Raw genomic sequence first — 23,654 nt, forward strand, 5'->3', positions numbered from 1 at the left:
CCTCGACCACCCGACACTCCCCGAGTCACACGGGAGTGGCGAACGTCGCCGCGTCTGACCGCGGCGGTCGTCGGCGGGTGTGTCACCGCGTCGACACGCTCGCGGCACCGTCACAGCTCCGGCACCGTCGGTGTGGCCGGTCACACGGAGCGGACGGTGAGGTCGCTACCCCAGTGAGCGGCTACGGGCAGGGACCGGCTTCAGTCCTCGGAGATGTCCGTCTCCCGCTCTGTCGGAGTGGACTCTTCCGTCGTCTCGACGCTCGCTGCGTCGGGAACCCGGTCGTCGGGCGCGTCGGTCGCCTCCACGCGTCGCAGCGCCGCGACGGCACGCCGCCGTCGCTCGGGTGTCACGTCCCGGTCCCCGTACCGCACCTCCTCGAACAACTCCGTGAGCGCGGTCACGTCCTCGCGTGGGACGCCCGCCTCGGTGGCGGCCGTCGCGAACTCCGCCGGCGTGGTGGTGTGCGGGTCGTCGACGTCGAGGTGAGCCGTCATCTCGTGCCACGCCCGGTACACCGTATTGTCGACGGCCGCGTCGTCCTCGAGCCGGTCCGCCGCCACACCGGCCGCGGCGGCCAACGAGTCCGGCCCGTCGGGTTCGGCGTCCGGGTCGGCCGCCGACGCGGCGTCGGGCCGCTCGTCGTCGCCCGTGGCGACGAACAGGAGGACGACGCTGGCGAGGACCGCGACGGCCAGGAGGAGACCGAGCCCGAGCGTCGGTGTCGTCACCGCCGTCTCGCCGCCGGCGATCCCGGTCGCACCCCCACCGGAGACGAGTCCCTCCGGTGTGGCACCGGTGAACCCGAAGCTGAACTGCACGTCACCGGTCGTACACTGTGTGAGCCCGGCGACGAGCAGCGCGAGCGGGAGCACCGCCCCGAGCGCAGCCAGTCCGGCCAGGCCGTGCGACCCGTCACGCCACAGGAACAGCACGTAGACGGCGGCACCGAGTGCGAGCAGCCGTGGGCCCAGGTCCTCGACGACGACCAGACACGGCGGTCTGACGACCGTCCGTCCGGACTCCTCGGTGAGTTCGAGCCCACCGGACGCCAGGTCCCCGCCGCCCACCACGTCCGTCCGGTCGCCGACGCCGCTGCCACCCGGACTCGACTCCGAGACCGTCGTCTCCAGCGCCGCCGCGGCGAGTCCCAACGCCACCACCGCGAGCACCGCCAGCACACCCACGAGGACCGTGCGTCTCGCTACCACGACACCCCCTGCGACGAGACACCTGTTGTAGGTTACGCTACGGGGCCACCGGGACGGCGTCCGAACCGCCGGGTCTGGGCCGCGTCTGGGGGTGTCGTCGCCCGGGCACCCGGTCGAGAGACAACGAGTCACGGGGAGAGAGTGGCGTCCGACGCGCCCGTGTGTCAGCCGGTCGACAGGCGTGGCGAACCGAGGAGTCCATCTCCTGCCGAGACGACGTTCGTGTCGGGTCCGTCGACCGCCTCACTGGAAGGCGGCGCGGGCGTCCGTCGGGTCGTCTCTGGGCTCGTTGCGCTGGAACCGGGACTCGATCTCCTCGTAGCGCTCGCGGGTCTCCTCGGTGACGGAGGGCTGGACCTCCTCCAACGCCTCGTCGAAGTGCGCCTGCGTGATCCGGACGTTGCCGAGACTGCGCTCGAAGTCCTCGGGGTCCGTCGCCTCCTGCATGGAGGTGATGAACTCCCGGGAGGCGCTCATCGACGCCTCGCGGCACACCGCCTCCACGTCGGCGCCGACGTACCCCTCCGTGCGGGCCGCCAACTCGTCGAGGTCGATCCCGTCGGCGAGCGGCTTCTCGCGGGTGTGCACCTCGAAGATCTTCCGGCGCGCCGCCTCGTCGGGCACCGGCACGTGGACGTGTCTGTCCAGCCGACCCGGACGCAACAGCGCGTCGTCGATCAGGTCCGGCCGGTTCGTGGTGGCGACGACCACCACGTCCTCCAGCGACTCCAGCCCGTCGAGCTCCGTCAACAGCTGGGAGACGACGCGCTCGGAGACGCCCGAGTCGCCGGTGTTCTGGCCGCGCTCGGTCGCGATGGCGTCGATCTCGTCGAAGAACACCACCGTCGGGGCGTTCTCCCGAGCCTTCGAGAAGATCTCGCGGACCCCCTTCTCGGACTCCCCGACGTACTTGTCGAGCAGCTCCGGCCCCTTCACCGAGATGAAGTTTGAGTCGGCCTCGTTGGCGACCGCCTTCGCCAGCAGCGTCTTCCCGGTGCCGGGCGGGCCGTACAGCAGGACCCCCTTCGCGGCGTCCATGTCCATCGCGTCGAACACCTCGCCGTACTCCAACGGCCACTGGATCGTCTCCGTCAGCCGCCGCTGGGTGTCTTCTAATCCACCGACCTGGTCCCAGGTCACGTCGGGCACCTCGACGAACACCTCGCGGAGCGCGGACGGCTCGATGCCGCGCATCGCCTCCTTGAGGTCGTCGTCGGTCACCTCGATCCGTTCGAGGATCTCGGCGTCGATCTCGTCGTCTTCGAGGTCGATCTCCGGCCGGATGCGCCGCAGGGCGTTCATCCCGGCCTCCTTCGCCAACGACTCCAGGTCCGCACCCACGAACCCGTGGGTGTTGTCGGCGTAGGCGTCCAGGTCGATCTCCTCGGAGAGCGGCATGTTCCGCGTGTGGACCTGCATGATCTCCTTGCGGCCCTCGCGGTCCGGGACGCCGACCTCGATCTCGCGGTCGAAGCGCCCGCCACGCCGGAGTGCGGGGTCGATGGCGTCGACGCGGTTCGTCGCGCCGATCACGACGACCTCGCCGCGCTCTTCGAGTCCGTCCATCAGCGACAGGAGTTGCGCGACGACGCGCCGCTCCACGTCACCCGAGGTCTCCTCGCGTTTGGGCGCGATGGAGTCCAACTCGTCCATGAAGATGATCGCGGGGGCGTTCTCCTGGGCCTCCTCGAACACCTCGCGGAGTTGCTCCTCGGATTCCCCGTAGTACTTCGACATGATCTCGGGGCCCGACAGCGTCTCGAAGTGCGCGTCGATCTCGTTGGCGACGGCCTTCGCGATCATCGTCTTCCCGGTCCCCGGCGGGCCGTGGAGCAACACGCCCTTCGGCGGCTCGATGCCGAGCCGGTTGAACAGCTCCGGGTGCCGCATCGGCAGCTCGATCATCTCCCGGACCTGTTCTAGCTCCTCGTCGAGCCCACCGATGTCCTCGTAGGTCACGTCGGGGGTCTCGGCGCCGCCAGTCGCCGTCTCCTCGGCGATCTGCTCGGCGGGTTGTTCGCTGATCTGCACCTCCGTCGAGTCGGTGATGACGACCGTCCCCGACGGGGAGGTGGAGGCGACCTTCAGCGGCACCGCCTGCGAGTTGCCGCCCATCATGCCGAGGCCGAACGAGAACGGGAGCGTCTGGCCAGTCGTCACCGGCCGCCCGGAGAGTTTACTCCGGATGAGCGAGCCGATGTCGCCGCGCACCCCGAACTGCTGGGGGAGCGCGACCGTGATCCGCTCTGCGGGGGACACGTCGGCGGGTTCGACCGCCACGGTGTCGTCGATGCCGGTGTCGGCTTCCTTCCGGAGTTGGCCGTCGATCCGGACGACACCCGTCCCGTCGTCTTCTGGGTAGCCGGGCCACACCCGCGCGATGGCGGTCTCGTCACCCTCGACGGTGACGTAGTCCCCCGCCGAGAGGTCGAGTTCCTCGGCCGCCGCGCGGTCGACCGCCGCCAGCCGACGGCCGGCGTCCTTCTGCTTCAGCGGCTTGACGGTGAGCTTCATCGGGCCACCTCCACGGTGACGACACCGTTGTTCGCCGTCGTCTCCGTCACCTCCCCGGGCACCTCGAACTCGAACGTCTCGCTGTCCGCCGCCGTCTCGACGACGACGATGGCCGTGCCGTCGACCGTGTCGACCGACACCGACCCGACGCCGTCCTCACCACCCGTCACGTCCACCGCGAACACCGACCGGTCCGGGTAGTCGTACTGCCGCACGAGCCGCCCGTCGCCAGTCTGTCTGTGTCTCTGAGTCATCTTTCGCTAACCAGAGGTAACAGTCGTAGGTATAAGAACCTGTCGCCCACTAACCGCAGTACGGCGCGGGGGTGACGTTTCGAGAGTGGTGTAGCGGTTCACATCGAGGTGCGTGTGTGAGTGGTCGGTGAGAGACCGAGTGGAGAGGGTGAGTGACGGCCGTCCGGGGGCCGACGATCAGTCGTCGGCGGGTGTCGGCTCTTCGCCGGCGTCGGCAGGCGGGGCGACGCGCCCGTGGACGGTCTCGTGGACGCCGAGCACGAGCGCGGGGACGACGAACATGAAGAGGTGTTCTTCCAGCGGAATCCCGAGGAGTTCCACGCCGGTTCGCATCGTGATCGCGAACACGCCGACTTCGAGGGTGTACCAGTCCCAGACGTACGCCAGCGGGTAGACGACGGCGACGGTCACCAGCGCACGGCGGAGCGCGCGAGCCCGCACGAGCAGCCACACCGCCAGACTCCCGAAGACGACCTCCGTCGCGAGGTAGGTGTACGGCCCGAGGACGGTCACGTCCGGCAGCGGCACCCCGGCGAGCGGGCGGAAGAACACGGCGACGACCAGCCCCGCCAACAGGAGGTACGCCCCGCGGACGAGCAACATCGTCGCCGTCGCGGCGTCGCGGTCTGCCGCCAGCACCGCCACCGCGGCGAACGCGACCACACCGACGGGTGCCGACGGCGGGAACAGCCCGTCGACGGTGAACGCCACGACGGCGAACAGCCCGCCGCCCATCAGCCAGTACGCCAAGCGCCGCGCCCGCCGCCGACCGAGGACCACCGCGACGGTTCGCTTGTCGATCGATCGGTCGTACTCGTAGTCCGTCGCGTCGTCGATCACCTTCACGCCGGTCAACACCGCGAGGAACACGCCCGCGAACGCCAGCGGTGCCGGTGCGAGCGCGCCGGCCTGCGTCGCGTAGCCCCCACAGATCGCCAGCGCGATCCCGACCGGGTAGCCGGCGGTCGCCGTGATGGGGTTCGTGTCCAGTTGCGGCGCGTGGAGGTAGCCGATCACCCAGGTCGGCAGCGTGAGCACCGCCGCGAGCGGCCCCGCCAGCAGGACCACGCCCAGCGTCGCCGCCGCGAAGCCGACCCCTGCGCCGACGAGGCCGGCGAGACAGCCGCGGCGACTCATCGGGTGGGCGTCGTCCTCCCCGCGCACGTAGAAGTCGACGTAGCCGTCCTTCACGTGGGCCGTGTACACCGCACAGAAGATCGCCAGCGCGTGGACGCCCGCCGCCAGCGGCGCGAACGAGCCGTCGAGTGCCGGCACCGCGTCGGCCGCCAACACCGCGCCGAACAGCGACGCCGCCAGCGGCGGGAGCATGAAGACCGGGTGGACCTGCGAGGCGAACGCACTGAGGGCGGCGACCGGACCACTCGCGTCGCGGGCGACTGTCACGTATCGACCGACGGCAGGTGTGTGGTTAAGTGTCACGACGGGTGTGGGTGGTGGGACGTGGGTGGAGGCAGGTGAAAGTCGGGGAGAGACGACGAGTCGGACGCCGAGAGGAACGACTAGTTCCCGAGCGCGCCACGCGACTTGTCGTCCAGTGAGGGAATCGGATCGAGGTCGGAGACACGCCAATCCGGGTAGTCGACACCCTCACTCTCTAGTACCGCAGAGAAGCAGTCACCGTCGGTTAGTTCGTCGAGTGTGGCGATCACTCCCGGCTCGTGGTCGACATCTCGAACTGGGACGGAGCGGCGCATCCCCTCGTCGGGGCCGTGGAGAACACGGAGCCACAGGCGGTTCCCGCCTCGTCCGACCACCTCGAACTCAATCTCCTCGGTTCTCACGTTTCGACGTGTGTTCGTTCAGCGTGTCAAATCTACGGCGGTGAACACGACGACAGACTGCTCACCTCCGACCCACTACACCAGGCTACTCACGGTGAGCCCGACGGAGACGAGGATGGGCACGCTGGCGGCGATCGCCGCCTCCTTCGTCGTCACGTCGCGGGCGTGGCGAGTCGCGTACGTCAACAGGACACCCTGCCACAGCGTGAACCCGACACCGGCGGCGCTCGACAGCCGGACGAGTTCGTGCGACTGGAGGCGCGCCTGTGCCGCTCCGAACTGCTGGATCGACGCCGGCGGCGCGATCGAGCCGAGCGCGACGTAGGTGGCACCCAGCCCGATCACGGACGAGACCAGTGCGGGGAGGAACGCCCACCCGGCGAGCCGGAGCGTCTCCCAGAACGACCCCTCGCCGTCGAAGACCGCCGTGACGGCGTACAGCCAGACCGAGATCACCAGCCAGACGACCACCGGACTGAGTGCGGCCGCACCGATCCCGAACGCGAGTGCGAACACCGCTCCGGCGCCGCCGAGCCCCGAGAAGAACTGCTGGATGGTCACCCACACCGTGAGCGCGCCGACGACCGTCGTCGCCAGCAACAACAACACCGGCGAGAGCCAGTCCGTCTCGCGTGCCTGGTCGGCGAAGAACGCGTCCGGATCCGTCAGGAGGTTCATACCGTCACTCGGTTCGGAGGGTGTGTTCAATCGTCGGCGTGTGTCTCACACCGTGAGACGGTGGCCGGACGGCGCCCTGGACGAGAGACGAGTCGTCGGGTCGTCCGACGATCGCCACGTCGCGTCGCCGCTCCCGACTTCCACCCCGTCACGCCGTCTCGTCCGCGTCGTCCGTCTCGACGGCGGGGTCGTGCGCGCGGAACCAGTCGTGGAGTTCCTCGATGCGTCTGGTGGTCCGACTCGGGTCGTCGACGTCGTGGTTCTCGCCGGTGTAGATCACCAGCTTCGCGTCGACACCCTGCTTGCGGACGCTGACGTAGAGCTGTTCGGCCTGCGTGGGCGGACACCGCCAGTCCTCCTCGCCGGCGGTGATCAGCAGTGGGGTGTCGACCGCGCCGACCCGCGACAGCGAGGAGATCTCGCGGTACGTCTCCGGGTTCTCCCACGGGACGCCGAACTCCCAGTCGTGCCAGTTGTGGTTGTCGTCCGTGCCGAAGTTGCCGTAGAAGTCGTAGATCCCGTGTTCCGGCGCGGCCGCCGCGAACTGGTCCGTGCGGGTGACGACGTGGGCCGTCGTGATCCCGCCGTACGAGAAGCCGGTACAGAACAGCCGATCCGGGTCGGCGACGCCGTCGGCGACCAACTCGTCCGTCAGCGACACCACGTCGTCCGTCTCCAACTCGCCGCGGGTGCCCGCCAACTGCTCCGCGAACGCGCGGCCGTAGGAGGTGGAGCCGCGGTAGTTCGGCTTCGCGACGACGTAGCCGTGGCTCGTCCAGTAGGCCACGTCGAAACGGAACGTCGGCGCGTCGTAGCTCATCGGCCCGCCGTGGATGGCGACCACCGTCGGCCGCGGGTCGTCCGTCTCCGGGTCGTAGTCTGCCGGGTAGTACGTCACGGCCTCGATCTCCTCGCCGTCGCTGTTCTCGTAGCGCCGGACCTCGGCGTCCGGCAGCGGGCGATCCGTCGCCCAGTCCTCGTTGAACGCGGTGACACGCGCGAGCGGCCCGCCGGTCTCGTCGGGGCGCAACTCCCCGGCGTCCAACGCGTACACCTCCGGCGGGGCGTCGGGGCGTGCCAGTCCCAGCGCGACCGTGTCGCCGGTGAGGTCGAACGCCTCGATCTCGCGGTGGCGCCCCTGCCGGTCGTACGCGCGTCGCGGTTCCCCGTCGACCGGGAGGACCGCGAGTCGCGTCCACGCCTCGTCGGCGATCGGCACGACCACCGTCTCGTCGTCGAGCCACGCCAGCGTCCCCTCCCGCGCCACCGTGCGGTCGAGGGCCGCCGACAGCGACTCGTAGTCGCCGTCACCGGGCGCGACGCCCGTGTCCTCGGGGCCGTCGCCGGGCGCAACGCTCGTGTCCTCGGGGCCGTCGCCGACCGCGTGGGTGGGGTCGTCCGTCAGGTGGAACACCTCGGCCGGACGGTACCAGTTCTCGTGGTCGCGTCCGACGACGGCGAGCGTGTCGCCGTCGGGTGACCACGTCGGCTGGGCGAACGCCCGCGCGCCGTCGGTGAGACGGCGGGCGTCGGTGCCGTCCGGGGCGATCGTGAACACGTCGTACGCGCCGGAGTCGTCCGGCCACGCGGCGGCGTTGCGACAGAACGCGATTCGGTCGGTCGGCCCCCACGCGGGCTGGAGGCCCGCCAGCGGTTCGACCGCGCCGGCGCCGTAGGCGTCGTCGAGTCGCGTCGGGTCGAACTCGTCGTCGAGCGAGCAGACGAACAGGTACGTCGTCACGTCGTCGAGCCACCCGACGCCGTCGGCCTTGTGCTGGAGTCGTGTCACCTCGATCGGCCCGTCGTCCTCGCGACGCTGGCGGAGGTACTCGCGGTCCGTCGCCGTCGGATCGCGGGCGGCCGCGACGAGTCGTTCCCCGTCCGGGGCCAAGTCGAACCCGGAGACACCCTCCGGGAACGCCGTCACCCGTCTGGCGTCGCCCCCGAGCGCGAGGTCGTACACCCACACCTGCGGGCGCGGTCCCTCGCCGATCCGCTCGTCGCCGTCGTCGGTCTCGTCGCCGGCGTCGGCGTCACCGGCGGCGTCGATCTCGTCGTCACCGGCAGCGTCGGCGTCACCGCGGTCGCCGTCGTCACCGTCGCCACCGTCGCCGTTGCCCCACTCGTGACCGAGGTCGTCGTCGCGTGCCGCGAGGAACGCCAGGCGGTCACCGTCCGGCCCCCACGTCGGGCTCGCGGCGCTCGACGCACGCGAGAGACGGTGCGGGTCGCGCGAGCCGTCGGTCGGAGCGACGTACAGTGCGGTCCGCGTCTCGTCGGCCTCGGGGTCGGACTCCTCGACGACGACCGCGACGCGGTCGCCGCTCGGCGAGAGTGACACCTCCGTCACCGGTCGGAGGTCGTGTACCGCAGTCAGGTCGATCTCGTCCATGCCCCGTCCGTCGGGCGGTCGCTCACTTGGTCGTTCGGGTAGCGGGTCTCGCCGCGAGACACTGCCGGCGGTGCCGTTATGCCGCGGCGGCCGGTACGCCGGACGGATGGCGGACACAGCGGGAGGAACGGCGAACACCACCGAGCATACGACCACCAGACGCCGGGCACTCCGACGACTCGGCACCGGTCTCGGCGTCGGCGCCGGGACGACCCTCGCCGGCTGCGTCGGGGGCGGCGACGCGGTGGTGTCGGTGCTCGCGGCCGGGAGCCTCCAGTACGCGCTCGACACGCGCCTCCGCGAACGGACGGACCGGCAGCTCAGCGTGGAGACGCGCGGCTCGGCGGCCTGTGCACGCATGGTGGCGGAGGGGCTGCGCGACCCGGACGTGTTGGCGCTGGCCGATCCGCGGCTGTTCGACGGGCTCGCGACGCGGTACACTGCCTTCGCGACGAACGCGCTGGTCGTCGCGTACGCGCCCGACACGAGTGTCGGGGCGCGCGTCGCCGAGGCCGACGTGCCGTTCGACCCGCTGTTTTCCGCCGATGCACGACTGGGCCGGACGGACCCGGACGCCGACCCACTCGGCTACCGCACGCTGTTCGCGCTGCGACTCGCCCGCGACCGGTGGGGGCGCGACTACCCGTCGCTGCTCGCGCCCGAGCAGGTGGTCCCCGAGACGGAGTTGCTCGCGACGCTCGCGACCGGCTCACTCGACGCGGTCGTCGCCTACCGCAACATGGCCGTCGACCACGACCAGCCGTTCCGGACGCTCCCGGCGACCGTCGACCTCTCGACACCGCGTCACGCCGCCGAGTACCGCCAGTACACGTACGAACTCCCAGACGGGCAGGTGGTTCGGGGGGCGCCGATCACGTACGGTGCGACGCTGCGCCACGAGCGGCCCGCGACGCGGGCGGTCTTCGAGACGCTCGTCGCCGGCGACTGGCTGGGCGGGGGGTTCGACGTGCCGGCGGCGTACCCGACCGAGCGGTCGGTGTGAGTGGAGACGCGAGACCCAGTACGGGAGACGCGACACCGTCGTCAGAGGCCGTCGAGCACCGTCTCCGCGACGTGGGCGACGGCACGACTCCGGCGGCGACGCGTCTCGAAGGCTGCCCGAGCGTCGGCGACGGCGTAGTCGTCGCGCTCGAACGCCACGTCCGGGTAGTCCACGCCGGTCAACACGAGCGGCTCGGGCGGCGCGGGTGGGACACCCTCGTGGGTCGCCACCGGCTCCGGGTCGAGCAGTCGTCGGACGCGGTCGAGCGTCGTCTCCCCGGTCGCGACGCCGCGGACGACGGTCGCCAGTCGCCGCACGAGTTGCCGGGGGAACCCGTCGGCCGCGACCCGGAGCACGAGTCCGTCGACCGCACCCGCCTCGCCGCCGGTCGTGTCACTCCCTCGCGTCGCCGTGTCTCCACTGGTCACCGCGTCTGCCCGCGAGATCCCGCCGACCGGGTCGACGGAACACGACAGCGTCCGTTCCGTCCCCGTCTCGTCGGGCGTGAGATCGGCGAAGTCGTGGGTGCCCGACACCGCCTCGGCGGCGGCCCGTGCTCGGTCGAGTGACAGTCCCGACTCGGGTGTCGTCTCGCCGGTGGGCCGCTCCGCCGTCGGGTCGAGCGAGCCGTGTGGCCCGACGAGGTGGTAGCGGTAGCGCCGTCGCGTCGCGTCGTGTGTGGCGTGAAAGTCGTCGGGTACGTCGGCGGCCGCCCAGACGTGGACCGCGTCGGGGAGGTGGGCGTTCAGCGGGCGGGGAGCGAGCCAGTCGGGCGCGTCGAAAGCGACGGTCTGTGCGACCGCCGACACGCCCGCGTCCGTCCGTCCAGCCGCCGCGTACCCCGACGGCGTCGGGCGGGAGGCGGACGACGCCGACGGCGCGTCGGCGGTCTCGGCCGCCGGCGGCGCGTCGGACTCGTCGCTCGCGGCTGTCGAGTGAGGGTCGTCGGGCGACGCCAGCAACTCCAGCGAGACGAGTGCGTCGAGGATCGCGTCCGACACCGTCGGCACGTCCGGCTGGCGCTGGAACCCGTGGAACGGCCGGCCGTCGTACGCCACGCGGTAGGCGCGCACACTCGTCGTCGGCCGGCGAGTGTGAAGAGTCGTGTGGGCGACGCCCGCGGACGGCGAGCGTCGAGAGTGGTCTGGGCGAGGACGGTGAACCCGAGTTCGGAGTCGGCGAGAACGCCAGACACGACGACGAGTCACCTCGTCCCCGATCCGAGAGCAGTCAGTCGTCGGCCGTCGGCGCTGGGGGACCACCGCCCTGCGTGCCCCCCGTCGTGGCGTGCTCGGACAACTCGAACGCGTCGAGCCGGTCTTCGAGCCCGTCGACGGCGTCCGTCAGGTCGGCGGTGCGGTCGGCGAGACGGGCGACCCGGTCGGCCTGCGCCTCGCCGGCCGCGACGGCGTCGTCCGCGTCGCTGGCCGTCTCGCGGGCGAGCGTGGCGACGCTCTCGGCGACGCTGGCGACCTCCTCGGCCGTCGCCGCCTGATCGTCCGTCGCGTCGTCGACGGAGTCGACACTCGCACGGACCTCCTCGACCGTCGCGACCACCTCGTCGAGGCGCCCGACCACCGTCTCGACCGTCGCGACACCCTCGTCGACGTGGTCGTCCGTCCGCTCGATGGCCGCCGCCGTCGCCTCCGTCGCCGCCCGCGTGTCGGCGACCGTGGCGGCGATCTCCTCGGTCGCGTCGCTCGCCTCCTCCGCGAGACTCTTGACCTCGTCGGCGACGACCGCGAACCCGTCGGCCGCACCGTCGTCGACGCCGCCGTCCCCGCCGGCTCGGGCCGCCTCGACGTTCGCGTTCAGCGCCAACATGTTCGTCTGGTCGGCCACGTCCTCGATCAGTTCGACCAACTCGCCGATCTCGCCGACGGTGGTCTGGAGCCGCTCCACCTCGGCCGCGGTCGCGTCCATCTCCGCGCGGATCGCGTCCATCTCGTCGATCGCCTCGCCGGCCGCCTCGGCGGCCGCCTCGCCGCGGTCGGCCGCCGTCGCCGTCCGGTCGGCGATCTCGCCCGCCGAGGCGGCGACCTCCTCGACCGTCGCCGACAGCGAACTCACCTCGTCGCTCACCTGCGCGAGTCGCTCCTCCTGTTCGTCGGCCGCCTCGCTGATCTGGGTGACCGCCACGACCGTCCGCTCGTTGTCGCTCGCGAGGTGGTCCGTCTCCGTCTCGAAGGTGTCGGCCGTCGTCTCCACCTCCTCCGCGAACGCCCGCACCTCGCCGACGGTCCGTTCCAGCCGGGCGAGCGTCTCGTTGGTCTCGTCGGCGAGCCGCGCCAGCGCCTCGTGGTCGGTGTCGGCGTCGAGGCGAACGGTCAGGTCGCCGGCCGCCGCGTCGTCCAACGTCTCTCCGAACTCGTCGGCGACGGTCCGCATCTCCGCCGCCAGCCGCTCCGCCTCCTCGCGGGCCGCCTCCGCCTCGCGCTCGGCGTCCTCGGCGGCCTCGATCCGTGCCTGGAGGTCGTCGCGCAAGCCGTCGAGTGCGTCCGCCAGCGAGCCGAGTTCGTCGCGCCGTCCCTCGTCGAACGTCACGTCGAAGTCGCCGTCTGCGAGTCGGTGGACCCGTGCGGTGAGTTGGTTCGAGGCGCCGATGAGTGTGAGCGCGACGACGACGAGCGTCGCGAACAACACCGCGAAGACGGCCGTCCCGGCGACCAGCGCGGGGACGAACCCGGCCGTCCCCGGCGGGTAGACGACACCGAGCACGACCGCCGCGACGAGTCCCCCGGCCGCGAGGTACGTGACGACCACCTGTCGGACCATCCGCCGCTGGACCGCGACCGGGTAGAGTCGTTCGAGTCCCAGGTCGACGAAGAACCGCTCGACCGCGCTCAACTCGGCGGTGGTCCCGCCGTCCGTCCGTGGGTCGCCCCCGGTGCGACCAGTTCGAGACATACCGTCCGGAAGAGTGAGAACTGCAATAAATGTCGCGTTGTTCGCGGAGCCGCGAGAAGTCGAGACGTCCCGCTCGTGGGGTCGGTCGCTCCGAGTGACGACTCAGGGCCAGTTGCCGGAGTTCTCGTAGGCGTCGACGACGCGCTGGATCGCGACGACGTACGCCGCGGTCCGGAGGTTCGGCGCGTCGGTGTCCTCGAAGGCGTCGATCATGTCGTCGAAGCCGTCCGTGATGTGCCGTTCCAGTTCCTCGTTGACCTTCTCCTCGGTCCAGTAGAAGCGCTGGCGGTTCTGGACCCACTCGAAGTACGAGACGGTGACACCGCCCGCGTTCGCGAGGATGTCCGGGACGACGTAGGTGTCGGACTCCGCGAGCACGTCGTCGGCCTCGGGGGTCAGCGGCCCGTTGGCGGCCTCGACGATCACGTCCGCCTGCACGTCCGTCGCGAGGTCACCGTCGATGGCGTTCTCGAGAGCCGCCGGCACCAGCAGGTCCACGTCCAGCGTCAGCAGGTCCTCGTTGGTCAGCTCCTCGGCGGCACCCTCGTAGCCGCTGACGGACCCGGTCTCGCGTTTGAACTCCTTGACGGCGACCGCGTCGAGTCCGTCGGGGTCGTGGATCGCGCCGCTGGAGTCGGAGACGGCGACGACGGTGCCGCCCTGCCGTTCGATCAACTTCGCGGCGATCCAGCCGGCGTTGCCGTACCCCTGCACGGCGACCGTCGCGTCCGCGAGGTCGCGGTCGAGGTACTCGAAGATCTCGCGGCTGGCGAACATCGTCGAGCGGCCGGTCGCCTCGACGCGACCGGCACTCCCGCCGTTGTCCGGTGCCTTGCCGGTGATGACGCCCGGCGCGGTCGTGTTCTCCAGCGTCTCGTAGGTGTCTTTGATCCAGTTCATCTCCCGCTGGCCCGTGTTCACGTCCGGCGCGGGCACGTCGCGGTCGACCCCGATCAGCGGGCGGAGTTCCTTCCCGAACGACCGCGTGAGCCGTTCGAGTTCGCTCTCGGAGTACTCCGACGGGTCGACGACGATGCCACCCTTCCCACCGCCGTAGGGGACGTTCGCGATGGCACACTTGTACACCATCCAGCCGGACAGCGCCTTCACCTCGTCGCGCGTGACGCCCGGGTGGTAGCGGATCCCGCCCTTGTACGGCCCGCGGTCGCCGTTGAACTGCGAGCGGAACGCCTCGAACACCTCGATGGTGCCGTCGTCGAGTTCCACCGAGAGGTTCGTCTCCAGTACGCGCTCGGGGTGTTTCAGCCGCGCGAGCACGTCGTCGGCCACGTCGAGGTGACGCGCCGCGTCGTCGATCTGCTCTTGGAGACTCTCGAACGGGTTCGCCTCGTCGGACATACCTCACGGAGAGTGACCACCCCCCGTAAGCGTGTCGAATCAATAGCATACCCAGTCCTATTACGCCCTTAGTTGCCTTCCCCTCGTGTACCTGTCTCGTGGGAGACCGCCCCGCTCGGCGCCGGAGACCGCCGAATCGTGGACTCGGAATCGAGTAGTCGTCTGGGTCCGACGGGTCGGCAGGTGTGTCAACAGTGTGGTACGTCGGGGACTACTCCGTCGGCACTCGCGGACTACTCCGGCGGTCCGTCGGGGGCTGCTCCGGTGGTACGTCGCGGACTACTCCACTGGTACGTCGGGACCTACTCTCCCGGCTCGAACGCTCGTCCGGCGGCGAGTGCGCGGTCGCGGACGCGTTCGGCCTGTGCGATCAGGGGTGCGTCGATCATCTCGCCGTCGACCTCGAAGACGCCGCGTCCCTCGGCGGCGGCGCGGTCGCGGGCCGCCAACACCCGTTCGGCCCACGCGATCCGGTCGTCGTCGGGGGTGAACGCCTCGTTGATCGGCCCGACCTGCGACGGGTGGATCGCCATCTTCCCGTCGTAGCCGAACTCGACGGCCGTCCGGGTGTCCTCGCGGAGTCCCGCCTCGTCGGAGAAGTCCGTGTAGAGGGTGTCGACGGCGTCGATTCCCGCCGCGGCGGCGGCGGTCACCACGCGCTGGCGGGCGTACAGCACCTCCGTCCCCGCGTCCGTGCGGGTCGCGCCCACGTCGGCCGCCAGATCCTCCGCGCCGAACACCAGCGCGTCCGTCGCCGGCTCGTCGGCGACGGAGACGGCGTTCACGACGCCGCGTGCGGTCTCCAACAGTGCGAGCACCGGACAGTCGAAGCCGTGGATCGACAGCAGGTCGGCCGTCTCCGCGACCGTCTCGGCGTCGGCCACCTTCGGTACCATCACGGAGTCCGGCACCGCGTCGGCGTCTGCCAGCGCCGCGAGGTCGGCGTCGCGAGCCTCGGGTGTCCCGCCGAGTCTGACGCACACCTCCGCGTCCGGGTCGAACTCGGGGTCCGTCAGGACGGCGGCGACCGCCTCGCGGGCCGCCGGGCGGGCGTCGGGTGCGACGGCGTCCTCGAGGTCGATCGCGATCACGTCCGGGTCCGCACGCGGGGCCTTGCGGACCAGGTCGGGCTGGTCGCCGGGCGAGAACAGGAGACTACGTCTGGGCACACCCGGGGTGTGTGCCGGTGACGGCTTCAACCATGTGGTCGGGGGTCCCCGAGTGCGAGTCTCACCCGACGGGTCACCCGTGTCTGAACACTACCGAGCGGCGACCCGGAAGACTCTCGGCGGTCGTCGCCGACGGCTCGCGTGTGACCGGCAAGTACTACGAGGAGTTCACGGTCGGAGAGACGATCACCCACGAGAAGCGGCGGACGATCAGCGAGCGGGACAACCAGGTGTTCTGTGACACGACGATGAACCAGCAGCCGCTGCACCTGGACGCCGACTTCGCCGCCGACACCCAGTTCGGGGAGCGTCTGGTCAACGGGTTGCTCACGATGAGTACCGCCGTCGGGCTCTCGATCCCGGACACGACGGACGGCACCATCGTCGCCAACCTCTCGTACGACGACGTGACCCACCCGAACCCGGTGTTCCACGGCGACACGATCTACGCCCGTTCGACGGTGACGGACAAGCGGGAGACCAGCGACGGCGAGCGCGGCGTGGTCACGATGCGCGTCGAGGCGTTCGTCGTCGCCGACGCCGACCCGGAGACCGGGGCGGTCGGCGATGACGCCGCCCGCGACGCCGTCGATCCCGACGAGGTGACCGACGACGGCGACGTGTTGGTGTGCGAGTTCGAGCGGACCGTCCTCTCGTTGAAGCGGCCCGCCGCGGACGCGGACTGAGTCGGGTGTCGTCCGGGTGGTCGTGGTCGAGTCGGGTCGGTGGCGGTCGGGACCACGACTCTCGTCCCGAGCACGATGAGGAGTGGCGGGGACACCACCGGGGGCGCCCCCCGGACCGGTGCTGCCCTCCCGTCCCCGTCGTCAACCTGTCAGTTACATTATCACAAGTGAACAGAATTTTTCCTCTACTACAAGTCGTTTCCGTGCCTCGAAGGTCGTATGCGACGGAGAACACTCCTCCGACGTACCGGACAGTTCGGCGCACTGGCGGTCGGCGGGGCCGGCTTGGCGGCCGCGTCCGACGGCGACTACTCTCACGTCGTCTACGAGACCGAAGCCGGCGACCGTGAAGTGGTGCCCGTCGCGGAGTTCCGCGACCGCGACGGGCCGGCCCGTGCAGCCTGTGACGAAATCGAGTGCACCGTCTACGACTGTGACGACTGTCCCGAGAGCTGTTACGACACCTGTGGTGGGTGTCTCTGCAGTTCGCCCTGAGACGAGTGGGCTGGGACCGCCGCCGTTTTTCACCCGACGCGTTCGAGAGACGCCCGTGTCCCGTCGCAGCGACGGTAGGGAGTCCGGAACCGCCGCCCGTCTGTGGGTTCACGGCACCACCCTCGCGACGCGCGTGGCGGCGGCGCTGGCCGCTCGCCTCCCGGCGACGGCGACGCTCGCGCGGTGGGGGTTGGCGGCGATGCTCGTCGCCGCCGGCGTCCACAAACTGCTCCAGCCCGCCGACTGGGCGGTGTACGTCACCGACTGGCTCGCGCCGTGGCTCGTCGTCTCGCCAGTCACGTTCATGTTGGTCAACGGGTGGCTGGAACTGGGGTTCGCGGCGCTCCTACTCGCGGACCGCTACACCGCGGTCGCCGCGACGGTCGCGTGGGTGTCGCTGCTCGCGACGATCGCGTACCTCTGTGTCGTGTGGGTCACCACCGGCCGGTTCGGGGACGTGATCGCCCGCGACGTGGGCCTGCTCGCGCTGGCCCTCGTCGTGTTCGCCGACGCAGTACGAGCGTCGTCGTGATCGCCGACAGGCCGCGTTGCTGGACTCTGCTCGGGCGTCCCGTCACCGCGGTCGACTTCCAGTCGTGCCTGGCGAGTATTTGTACCCGAAGACGGCCCACGTACACACATGGCAACGGACGACGGTCGGATCGACCGCCTGGAGGGCTGTATCACCGACGAGACGGTCGCCGACGGGTCGCTAGATCCACACGCGCTCGAACTCGAAGGACTGTGGATCGACGACCTTCCCGTAGGCGGGCGAGACTCGTGATCTGCGTCGACGGAAATCGGTCCGTTGGAGAGCGCTACAGGATCGTCCCGTGCTTCTTGTCCGGCACGCTCTTCTCGATGTCGGCGTAGAAGTCGAAGCGGTTGACCAGTTCCTCGCGGAGTCGCGAGGGTTCGACCACCTCGTCGATCACGACCTCGCTGGCCATCCGGTGGATGTCGATGTCGCGGCGGTACTCCTCGCGGAGCTCCTGTTCGCGCTCGGCGCGGGCCTCCTCGTCGTCGATGTCGGCGAGTTCGTTCGCGTAGACGGCGTTGATCGCCGCCTCCGGGCCCATGATCCCGATCTCGCCCGACGGGAGTCCGATCACCGACTCCGGCTCGTAGGCCGGGCCACCCATCGCGTAGATCCCCGCGCCGTACGCCTTCCGGACGACGACGGTCTGTTGGGGCACCGTCGCCGAGGAGGTGGCGTAGATGAACTTCTTCCCCTTCTCCAGGATGGCGTCCTTCTCGACGGAGGAGCCGGCCATGAACCCCGGCGTGTCACAGAGGTACAACAGCGGGATCTCGTAGGCGTCACACGTCCAGACGAACTCCGCGGCCTTCTCGGCGGCGTCCGGGAAGATCGCCCCCGACCGCTGGGCGGGCTGGTTGGCGACGATCCCGACCGGCCGGCCGTCGATCCGCGCGAAGGCCGTGACGATCTCCTTGCCGTACTCCGGTTTCAACTCGAAGACCGAGTCGGCGTCGACGACGCGGTCGAGCAGATCCGTCACGTCGTACGCGCGGTTCGGCTCGTCGGGGATCACCGCGTCCGTCCCACGCGGGTCGAGTGCGGGCGGCGTCGGGTCGGCGCGTGGCGGGTCCTCGCCGGCCACGTCCGGGAGGTACGACACCAACTGCGCGACGAGTTCGCGGGCGTGTTCCTCGTCGTCGGCGACGAGGTCCGCGCTGCCGGAGTACTTCGCGTGGACCGCCGGCCCACCCAACTCGTCCATCTCGATCTCCTCGCCGGTGACCATCTGGACCATCCGCGGGGAGGCGATCGCCATCGCGGACATCCCCTCGACCATGATGGTGAAGTCCGCGAACACCGGGGTGTACGCCGCCCCGGCGATACACGGCCCGTACAACACACAGATCTGCGGGACGCGCCCCGACAGCATCGAGTGGTTGTAGTAGTACTTCCCGATCCCCTCGCGGTTGGCGAAGAAGCCCGTCTGCTGGTCGATCCGGCCGCCCGAGGAGTCCATCAGGTAGAGGACGGGTTTGCCGTTCTTCAACGCGCGCTGTTGCATCCGGAGGAACTTCTCGACTCCCTTCGCGGCCATCGACCCCGCCTTGACGGTGAAGTCGTTGGCCATGACGTGCATGTCGCGGCCCTCGAACTCCGCCGCGCCGGTGATCAGTCCGTCCGCGGGGATCCGGTCGCTCTCGTCGTAGTCGTCCCCGTCCGGGGAGTCGGGGTGCCACTCGTCGAAGTTGGCGAACCGGCCGTCCTCGAAGGTGAGCGCGTCGCCCGGGTCGCCGTCCGCGTCGCCGAACCAGAGGTTGAGTCGGTCGCGGACGAACAGTTTCCCCTGGTCGGGGAGTCGGTCCTTGTACTTCTGGGGGCCACCCTGGAGGATGTCGGCGATCTCCTCGCGGAGTCGCTGCTCGCGCTCACCGGGACGTTCCCCGTCGTCGACGGGGTAGTCAGGTTCGGGCGCGGTCGCCGTCGCCGTCGGCTCCTCGCCGTCGCCCGCGACGACCTCGACGTCGACCGCGAGGTGTTCCGCCAGCGCCGAGGCGATGGCGGACGCCTCCTCCGTGGTCGCACCCTCTCCGACGTGGACTCGCATACGGATCCGGTGGCAGGTTTTGCGGAAAACCGTTTCTATGCCTCGTGGCCGACCACCACCGGAACGGTCCGTCGTGTCCGTGTGGTGTGTGGCGGGAGGCACGTCCGTGTGGCGGGAGGACGGGAGACGCGCCGGGCGGCGCGAGAGGTCGTAAACCAACACTTTTGTATCTCGTACGGCGAACATCAAGGCAACTCAGGTCGATGGTCCGGAAGAAGACGCTCAGCCCGAGTGGGGCCAAGGACGAAGACGGGGAGTACCACAACGTACACGTCAACATCCACGAGGACGAGCTCGCCGTCGCCGGGATGGACATCGGCGACGAGGTGTTCGTCCGCGTCCGCGACGGGAAGATCATCATCCAGAAGGCCGACCCCGAGGACGTCGAACACGACTTCTGAGGCACGTGACGCGCGACCACTCCCCGCCGTCGGACGCGACTCCAGCGCCAGAAGACGCCACGACACCGGAGCCGCCGCAGGCCCGCCAGCGTGGCCGTTCCCGGGGTGGTCGACGGTGACCCTCTACGACGTGGTGAAGCCGGCGGCGTTCGCGTTGCCGCCGGAGACGGCCCACGGACTCACCCACCGTCTGATGCGAGCGGTCCAGGACACACCCGTCCAGTCGGCGCTCGCGTCGCGGCTGTCCGTGCGGGACCCGCGGCTCCGGACGGAGTTGTGGGACCTCGAGTTCCCGACGCCGGTCGGCGTCGCGGCGGGGTTCGACAAGAACGCCCACGTGCCGCGGTTCCTCGCGGCACTGGGGTTCGGCCACGTCGAGATCGGCGGCGTCACCGCCGAGCGCCAGTCGGGGAACCGGCGGCCGCGGATGTTCCGGCTCCCGGACGACGAGGCGGTCGTCAACCGGATGGGGTTCAACAACGAGGGCGCCGACGCCGTCGGCCGGCGACTCGCCGCCGAGCCCGCGCCGGACGTGCCGGTCGGGTTGAACGTCGGGAAGTCGAAGACGACGCCGCTGTCGGAGGCACCCGCGGACTACCGCTACACCTACGAGCGCGTCGGCACGCACGTCGACTACACCGTCGTCAACGTCTCCAGTCCGAACACGCCGGGACTGCGGTCGCTCCAGCACCGCGACAGTCTGACCGCGATCCTCGAAGAACTCCGGGAGGCGGGTGCCGACCCGCTGTTGGTGAAACTCTCGCCGGACCTCTCGACGGACGCGACGGAGGACGCGCTGGCGGTCGTCCGGGAGTTGGACCTCGACGGCGTGGTCGTGACGAACACCACGACCGACCGGCCGTCGTCGTTGTCGGACCTGGACGCCGCCGAGCGCGGGGGCCTGTCCGGACGGCCGATCGAGGACCGCGCGACGGAGTTGGTCCGGTTCGTCGCCGAGCGCGTCGACGTGCCGGTGATCGGCGTCGGCGGCGTGCGCGACGCCGCGGGGGCGTACGCGAAGATCCGCGCCGGTGCCAGCGTCGTCCAGTTGTACACCGCGCTCGTCTTCGAGGGGCCGACGGTGGCCCGCGACATCAACCGCGGCCTGGTGGAGTTGCTGGAGCGCGACGGGTTCGACTCCGTACGCGAGGCCGTCGGCGTCGACCTGGAGTGACGGGGACCGGGACCCGCGACGCCGATCCGGAGTGACGGAGAGCGGGACCGCCGGTGCCGACTCGGAGTGACCGGGTGCGAGACTCTCGACGCCGATCCGGAGTGACGGAGAGCGGGACCGCCGGTGCCGACTCGGAGTGACCGGATGCGAGACTCTCGACGCCGATCCGGAGTGACGGAGAGCGGGACCGGGCGGAACCACTTTTGTCGGTCCCACTCGGAGGTGTGTGTGATGAGCGACTCGGACGTCGACGACGGCGACGACCCGGACGAGTACGCGGCGGCGTTCGCGGCGCTGTCGGACCCGAATCGCGTCGCCGTCTTGCGGGCGCTGTGGGACGCCGACGGCCACGAGGCGACGTTCTCGGAGTTGCGCCACGCCGTCGGGATGCGCGACTCCGGACAGTTCAACTACCACCTCGGGAAGTTGTGTGACACGTTCGTCCGCCAGACCGAGGCGGGCACCTACGAACTCCGGATGGCCGGGCTCTACACCGTCGGTTCCCTGCTGGCGGGGACGTACACCGACGACCGTACCGTCGGCCCACGTCCGGCCGGCGAGTCGTGTCCCGAGTGTGGCGCGGAGGCGACCTTCGAGTACGACGGCGACTGGTTCCGACTGTACTGTACGGCGTGTGGGACGGAGGAGGGAGACGGCGAGACGCGGAACGGGGACGTTGCGAGCGACGAGGCCCCAGACGGCGAGACGCCGGACGACGAGGCCCCAGACGGAGTGGCGGACGGCGAGTCGCCGGAGCCGTTCGCACAGATGCCCGTCCCGGGCGGGGTGTTCGCGGACTACGAGGCCGAGAGCGTCCCGCAGGTGGCGATCGACCACGCCGACGCGACGCTCCAGACGGCGCGACGCGGGTTCTGTCCGTTCTGTCACGGCCCGACCACGACGACGGTCCACGTGGAGACGTACGACGAGGACGAGGTGGTGACACGTCCGCGAGACGCCCAGCGGCGAGCAGACGAGGCCGACCGGTCACTCGCGGCGACGAGCGTGCCGTACACGCCGACCGACGGCGCGGACGACACGGACCACGAGGAGCGACCCGAGACGGCACCGACCCCGAGTGTCCCACACGCCGAGTTCACGTGCGAGCGATGTGGGGAGGCGCTCCAGGCCGGACTCGGCGTGTCGCTGTTGGACCACCCGCTCGTCGGATCACTGTACTACGATCACGGGCGGGACGTGCGTGAGGCGTCGCTCGTCGACGTGTTCACCCTCGACCCGACGCGGGCGTGGATCGTCCAGACGGAGCCGCTGCGGGCCGTCGTGCGCTACGTCGTCGACGACGAGGCGGTCGAGTTGGTCGTCGACGACTCGTTAGAGGTGGTCGAGACGTACCGTGGGCCGGCGTCAGAAGCGTAGTCTCACCTCCTCGACCTGGACACAGTCTCACCTCCGATACGGGGTGTCGTCGAGGAGTTTCCGGGTGATCGACTGCTGTTGGTATCGAAACAGTGATTCGTCCTAGTATCCTGCTCCGGAACGATGTCGAGTGGGACCCCGTTCGCACTGAATGCCCTGTACCTCGTCTTTCTCCTCGTTCCGGGGTACGCCTCGCTGGTCGGCTACCTCTGGTCGACCGTCCAGTTGGACACCGTCTCCCGGCTCGACAAGATCCTCCGAGCCGTCGTCGGCGGCAGCGTCACGCTCGGCGTGTTCCTGCTCGCGTACCGGTTCGGGATTCCGCAGACAGTCTTGAGGTCGGTCGAGACACTCTGGACCGGCGGGTCGAACTGGCTCGTGTTCGACCCCCTGGGGTACCGGGCTAGTCGGACGATCACTGCACGGACGGTCGGGTCGACTCCGGCGCTGACACTGCTCGCCGTGATCGCGAGCCAGTCAGTCGTCGGGTACGTGTTGGGGTACGGACTCGGGACCGTCGTCCACGTTCGCTACAACGACCGCGAGAAGTCGCAAGAGGACTTAGAGCAACCGTGGGAGACGGCCGTCAGACAGACCGCACTCGGAGACCGCGTGACGGTCGTCACGAACGACGGTGTCGAGATCAGTGGACGACTGTACCGAGTCGGATCTCCCTCGGAAGACTACGACCTGCTCCTCTCTGGTGCCGTCCGTGTCGTGCGAGGTGGAGACGACGAATCGCTCGGGATGACCTACCACCACTACGACGATGTCGCTCGTGTTCACTTCGAACGGATGCGCCCCGAAGAGATCGGACGGGAGGCCAACTGGCTCGTGAGACAGTGGGAGAGAGGGTCAACCGCTGTCAGACGAGTCGGTGTGCTCGGTGACGACTCCAGCGACGACGACAGTGATCAGTAGAAGACGCTGTTCTCCGCGTACTTCGGGTACTCGTCGTATACGTGGTCGATGAGGTTCGACACCGGCATCTCGGCGAAGTCGCCGGTGACGCGGTCTGCGACGTGCTCGATACACCGGAACCGGTCCGTCCCGTCCGACACGTCTTCCGGTTCGTTCGACTCGTCCCACTCCTCGTTCGGTCTGTTGTCCTCGTACGTCTCGTGACCGCGTTGGGTGAGCCGGTAGTCGTACCGCTCTTTCCCGCCGAACGTCTTCCGGCGCGTGATCTCGACGAGGCCCTCCGCTTCGAGGGACTCCGTCTCCTCAAGCAGTGACTTGCTGAACGGGCCGTAGTCGTACGCGACGAAGTCGTACGCGTCGACGTCCCACCGATCCAGTTCCCGCTCGCTCAGGAACGCGAGTTTCTGGAACCGCGTCTTGCCGCGGATCTCTCCGCCGGCGGTGTACAACAGCGCCAGCGGCAGGAACTGTTTGGCTTCCATCTGTGTGTGGTGAGTTTCGGCGCCTTCGTTCGACGGTTCTGTCTTCGGTCGAAGATACGAGACGCGGAGGCAATATGCTTTCCGCCATCGTGCGCGGCCGTCGTGTCGTGTCTCGCAGATGCGGTCCGTGACACCACGGAGACGTGCGAACAGAGAGTCCACGCGTGACGTGCGGCGTTCTGGTACAAAACGTTCCGACGGGTGTGTCGTACGTGCCGAGAACGTGCACACGGATCACGACGTG

At 69.8% G+C, this 23,654-nt stretch carries 22 protein-coding genes; 9 read left to right on the top strand and 13 right to left on the bottom strand.

All coding sequences use genetic code 11. From position 1 onward, the window contains the following. Positions 1 to 200: 200 nt before the first annotated feature. The 7 genes from RYH80_RS08345 to RYH80_RS08375 all read right to left on the bottom strand — a co-directional run bounded on the left by RYH80_RS08345 (position 201) and on the right by RYH80_RS08375 (position 8,851). Entirely contained in the window at positions 201 to 1,211 is a 1,011-nt protein-coding gene (locus tag RYH80_RS08345) for a DUF4129 domain-containing protein (RefSeq protein ID WP_370903395.1), read from the bottom strand. A gap of 243 nt (positions 1,212 to 1,454) precedes the next feature. Continuing rightward, positions 1,455 to 3,725: a CDC48 family AAA ATPase gene (locus RYH80_RS08350; protein ID WP_370903396.1), complete on the bottom strand. Its 2,271-nt coding sequence runs from the start codon at positions 3,723 to 3,725 to the stop codon at positions 1,455 to 1,457. Continuing rightward, positions 3,722 to 3,979 (bottom strand): DUF7127 family protein, encoded by a 258-nt coding sequence (locus tag RYH80_RS08355; RefSeq protein ID WP_370903397.1) that lies wholly within the window; start codon positions 3,977 to 3,979, stop codon positions 3,722 to 3,724. The genes RYH80_RS08350 and RYH80_RS08355 overlap by 4 nt, the downstream gene beginning before the upstream one ends. 177 nt (positions 3,980 to 4,156) lie before the next feature. Beyond that, a complete protein-coding gene (locus tag RYH80_RS08360) occupies positions 4,157 to 5,383 on the bottom strand; it encodes a UbiA family prenyltransferase (RefSeq protein WP_370903398.1) in 1,227 nt (408 codons plus the stop codon). 116 nt (positions 5,384 to 5,499) lie between these two features. Beyond that, positions 5,500 to 5,781: a hypothetical protein gene (locus RYH80_RS08365; RefSeq protein WP_370903399.1), complete on the bottom strand. Its 282-nt coding sequence runs from the start codon at positions 5,779 to 5,781 to the stop codon at positions 5,500 to 5,502. Positions 5,782 to 5,856: 75 nt separating this feature from the next. After that, positions 5,857 to 6,459 carry a Yip1 family protein gene (locus tag RYH80_RS08370; protein ID WP_370903400.1) on the bottom strand — a complete coding sequence of 201 codons (603 nt, stop codon included), beginning with the start codon at positions 6,457 to 6,459 and terminating at the stop codon, positions 5,857 to 5,859. A gap of 148 nt (positions 6,460 to 6,607) precedes the next feature. Further along, positions 6,608 to 8,851 carry a prolyl oligopeptidase family serine peptidase gene (locus RYH80_RS08375; RefSeq protein ID WP_370903401.1) on the bottom strand — a complete coding sequence of 748 codons (2,244 nt, stop codon included), beginning with the start codon at positions 8,849 to 8,851 and terminating at the stop codon, positions 6,608 to 6,610. A 106-nt stretch (positions 8,852 to 8,957) separates the two neighbouring features. Here RYH80_RS08375 and RYH80_RS08380 point away from each other — a divergent pair, with 106 nt between their 5' ends. Beyond that, positions 8,958 to 9,854: a substrate-binding domain-containing protein gene (locus RYH80_RS08380; protein WP_370903402.1), complete on the top strand. Its 897-nt coding sequence runs from the start codon at positions 8,958 to 8,960 to the stop codon at positions 9,852 to 9,854. A gap of 41 nt (positions 9,855 to 9,895) precedes the next feature. Here the strand turns inward: RYH80_RS08380 and RYH80_RS08385 are convergent, their stop codons facing one another. The 4 genes from RYH80_RS08385 to RYH80_RS08400 form a co-directional block, all read right to left on the bottom strand. Further along, positions 9,896 to 10,927 carry a tRNA pseudouridine synthase A gene (locus tag RYH80_RS08385; RefSeq protein WP_370903403.1) on the bottom strand — a complete coding sequence of 344 codons (1,032 nt, stop codon included), beginning with the start codon at positions 10,925 to 10,927 and terminating at the stop codon, positions 9,896 to 9,898. Between the two features lie 157 nt (positions 10,928 to 11,084). After that, complete coding sequence (locus tag RYH80_RS08390) at positions 11,085 to 12,761, bottom strand: methyl-accepting chemotaxis protein (protein ID WP_370903404.1); 1,677 nt, start codon at positions 12,759 to 12,761, stop codon at positions 11,085 to 11,087. 102 nt (positions 12,762 to 12,863) lie between these two features. Further along, entirely contained in the window at positions 12,864 to 14,120 is a 1,257-nt protein-coding gene (locus RYH80_RS08395) for a Glu/Leu/Phe/Val family dehydrogenase (protein WP_370903405.1), read from the bottom strand. A gap of 302 nt (positions 14,121 to 14,422) precedes the next feature. After that, on the bottom strand, positions 14,423 to 15,289 hold the full coding sequence (locus RYH80_RS08400; RefSeq protein ID WP_370903406.1) for an HpcH/HpaI aldolase/citrate lyase family protein: 867 nt from the start codon (positions 15,287 to 15,289) through the stop codon (positions 14,423 to 14,425). Between the two features lie 143 nt (positions 15,290 to 15,432). Here RYH80_RS08400 and RYH80_RS08405 point away from each other — a divergent pair, with 143 nt between their 5' ends. The 4 genes from RYH80_RS08405 (at position 15,433) to RYH80_RS08420 (ending at position 17,254) form a co-directional block, all read left to right on the top strand. Further along, positions 15,433 to 15,975, top strand: coding sequence for a MaoC family dehydratase (locus tag RYH80_RS08405; RefSeq protein WP_370903407.1), 543 nt, complete (start codon positions 15,433 to 15,435; stop codon positions 15,973 to 15,975). Between the two features lie 219 nt (positions 15,976 to 16,194). Next, positions 16,195 to 16,470, top strand: a complete 276-nt coding sequence (locus RYH80_RS08410; protein WP_370903408.1) for a hypothetical protein — start codon at positions 16,195 to 16,197, stop codon at positions 16,468 to 16,470. 100 nt (positions 16,471 to 16,570) lie between these two features. Continuing rightward, entirely contained in the window at positions 16,571 to 17,002 is a 432-nt protein-coding gene (locus RYH80_RS08415; RefSeq protein WP_370904690.1) for a DoxX family membrane protein, read from the top strand. Between the two features lie 108 nt (positions 17,003 to 17,110). After that, positions 17,111 to 17,254, top strand: a complete 144-nt coding sequence (locus RYH80_RS08420; RefSeq protein WP_370903410.1) for a hypothetical protein — start codon at positions 17,111 to 17,113, stop codon at positions 17,252 to 17,254. 34 nt (positions 17,255 to 17,288) lie between these two features. On the opposite strand, the gene RYH80_RS08425 is transcribed toward RYH80_RS08420, so the two are convergent. Continuing rightward, positions 17,289 to 19,055 carry an acyl-CoA carboxylase subunit beta gene (locus tag RYH80_RS08425; RefSeq protein ID WP_370903411.1) on the bottom strand — a complete coding sequence of 589 codons (1,767 nt, stop codon included), beginning with the start codon at positions 19,053 to 19,055 and terminating at the stop codon, positions 17,289 to 17,291. A gap of 203 nt (positions 19,056 to 19,258) precedes the next feature. On the opposite strand from RYH80_RS08425, the gene RYH80_RS08430 reads away from it, so the two are divergent. The 4 genes from RYH80_RS08430 to RYH80_RS08445 all read left to right on the top strand — a co-directional run bounded on the left by RYH80_RS08430 (position 19,259) and on the right by RYH80_RS08445 (position 22,928). Next, the gene (locus RYH80_RS08430; protein ID WP_370903413.1) at positions 19,259 to 19,456 is read left to right on the top strand and encodes a hypothetical protein; all 198 of its coding nucleotides are present in this window, start codon (positions 19,259 to 19,261) and stop codon (positions 19,454 to 19,456) included. Positions 19,457 to 19,571: 115 nt separating this feature from the next. After that, a complete protein-coding gene (locus RYH80_RS08435) occupies positions 19,572 to 20,630 on the top strand; it encodes a quinone-dependent dihydroorotate dehydrogenase (protein ID WP_370903414.1) in 1,059 nt (352 codons plus the stop codon). Positions 20,631 to 20,861: 231 nt separating this feature from the next. Beyond that, positions 20,862 to 22,007, top strand: coding sequence for an ArsR/SmtB family transcription factor (locus tag RYH80_RS08440; protein WP_370903415.1), 1,146 nt, complete (start codon positions 20,862 to 20,864; stop codon positions 22,005 to 22,007). Positions 22,008 to 22,130: 123 nt separating this feature from the next. After that, a complete protein-coding gene (locus tag RYH80_RS08445; protein WP_370903416.1) occupies positions 22,131 to 22,928 on the top strand; it encodes a hypothetical protein in 798 nt (265 codons plus the stop codon). On the opposite strand, the gene RYH80_RS08450 is transcribed toward RYH80_RS08445, so the two are convergent. Further along, positions 22,922 to 23,410 (bottom strand): hypothetical protein, encoded by a 489-nt coding sequence (locus tag RYH80_RS08450; RefSeq protein WP_370903417.1) that lies wholly within the window; start codon positions 23,408 to 23,410, stop codon positions 22,922 to 22,924. The genes RYH80_RS08445 and RYH80_RS08450 overlap by 7 nt on opposite strands. Positions 23,411 to 23,654: the final 244 nt, after the last annotated feature.

This window comes from Halobaculum sp. MBLA0147, from assembly GCF_041361345.1.
In the GTDB taxonomy this organism is placed as follows: Archaea; Halobacteriota; Halobacteria; order Halobacteriales; family Haloferacaceae; genus JAHENP01.

Coding starts and splice junctions, on each gene's coding strand:
- RYH80_RS08350 (WP_370903396.1), bottom strand. CDS start 3,725: ATGAAGCTCACCGTCAAGCCGCTGAAGCAGAAGGACGCCGGCCGTCGG.
- RYH80_RS08355 (WP_370903397.1), bottom strand. CDS start 3,979: ATGACTCAGAGACACAGACAGACTGGCGACGGGCGGCTCGTGCGGCAG.
- RYH80_RS08370 (WP_370903400.1), bottom strand. CDS start 6,459: ATGAACCTCCTGACGGATCCGGACGCGTTCTTCGCCGACCAGGCACGC.
- RYH80_RS08375 (WP_370903401.1), bottom strand. CDS start 8,851: ATGGACGAGATCGACCTGACTGCGGTACACGACCTCCGACCGGTGACG.
- RYH80_RS08380 (WP_370903402.1), top strand. CDS start 8,958: ATGGCGGACACAGCGGGAGGAACGGCGAACACCACCGAGCATACGACC.
- RYH80_RS08390 (WP_370903404.1), bottom strand. CDS start 12,761: ATGTCTCGAACTGGTCGCACCGGGGGCGACCCACGGACGGACGGCGGG.
- RYH80_RS08395 (WP_370903405.1), bottom strand. CDS start 14,120: ATGTCCGACGAGGCGAACCCGTTCGAGAGTCTCCAAGAGCAGATCGAC.
- RYH80_RS08410 (WP_370903408.1), top strand. CDS start 16,195: ATGCGACGGAGAACACTCCTCCGACGTACCGGACAGTTCGGCGCACTG.
- RYH80_RS08420 (WP_370903410.1), top strand. CDS start 17,111: ATGGCAACGGACGACGGTCGGATCGACCGCCTGGAGGGCTGTATCACC.
- RYH80_RS08425 (WP_370903411.1), bottom strand. CDS start 19,055: ATGCGAGTCCACGTCGGAGAGGGTGCGACCACGGAGGAGGCGTCCGCC.
- RYH80_RS08430 (WP_370903413.1), top strand. CDS start 19,259: ATGGTCCGGAAGAAGACGCTCAGCCCGAGTGGGGCCAAGGACGAAGAC.
- RYH80_RS08440 (WP_370903415.1), top strand. CDS start 20,862: ATGAGCGACTCGGACGTCGACGACGGCGACGACCCGGACGAGTACGCG.
- RYH80_RS08445 (WP_370903416.1), top strand. CDS start 22,131: ATGTCGAGTGGGACCCCGTTCGCACTGAATGCCCTGTACCTCGTCTTT.
- RYH80_RS08450 (WP_370903417.1), bottom strand. CDS start 23,410: ATGGAAGCCAAACAGTTCCTGCCGCTGGCGCTGTTGTACACCGCCGGC.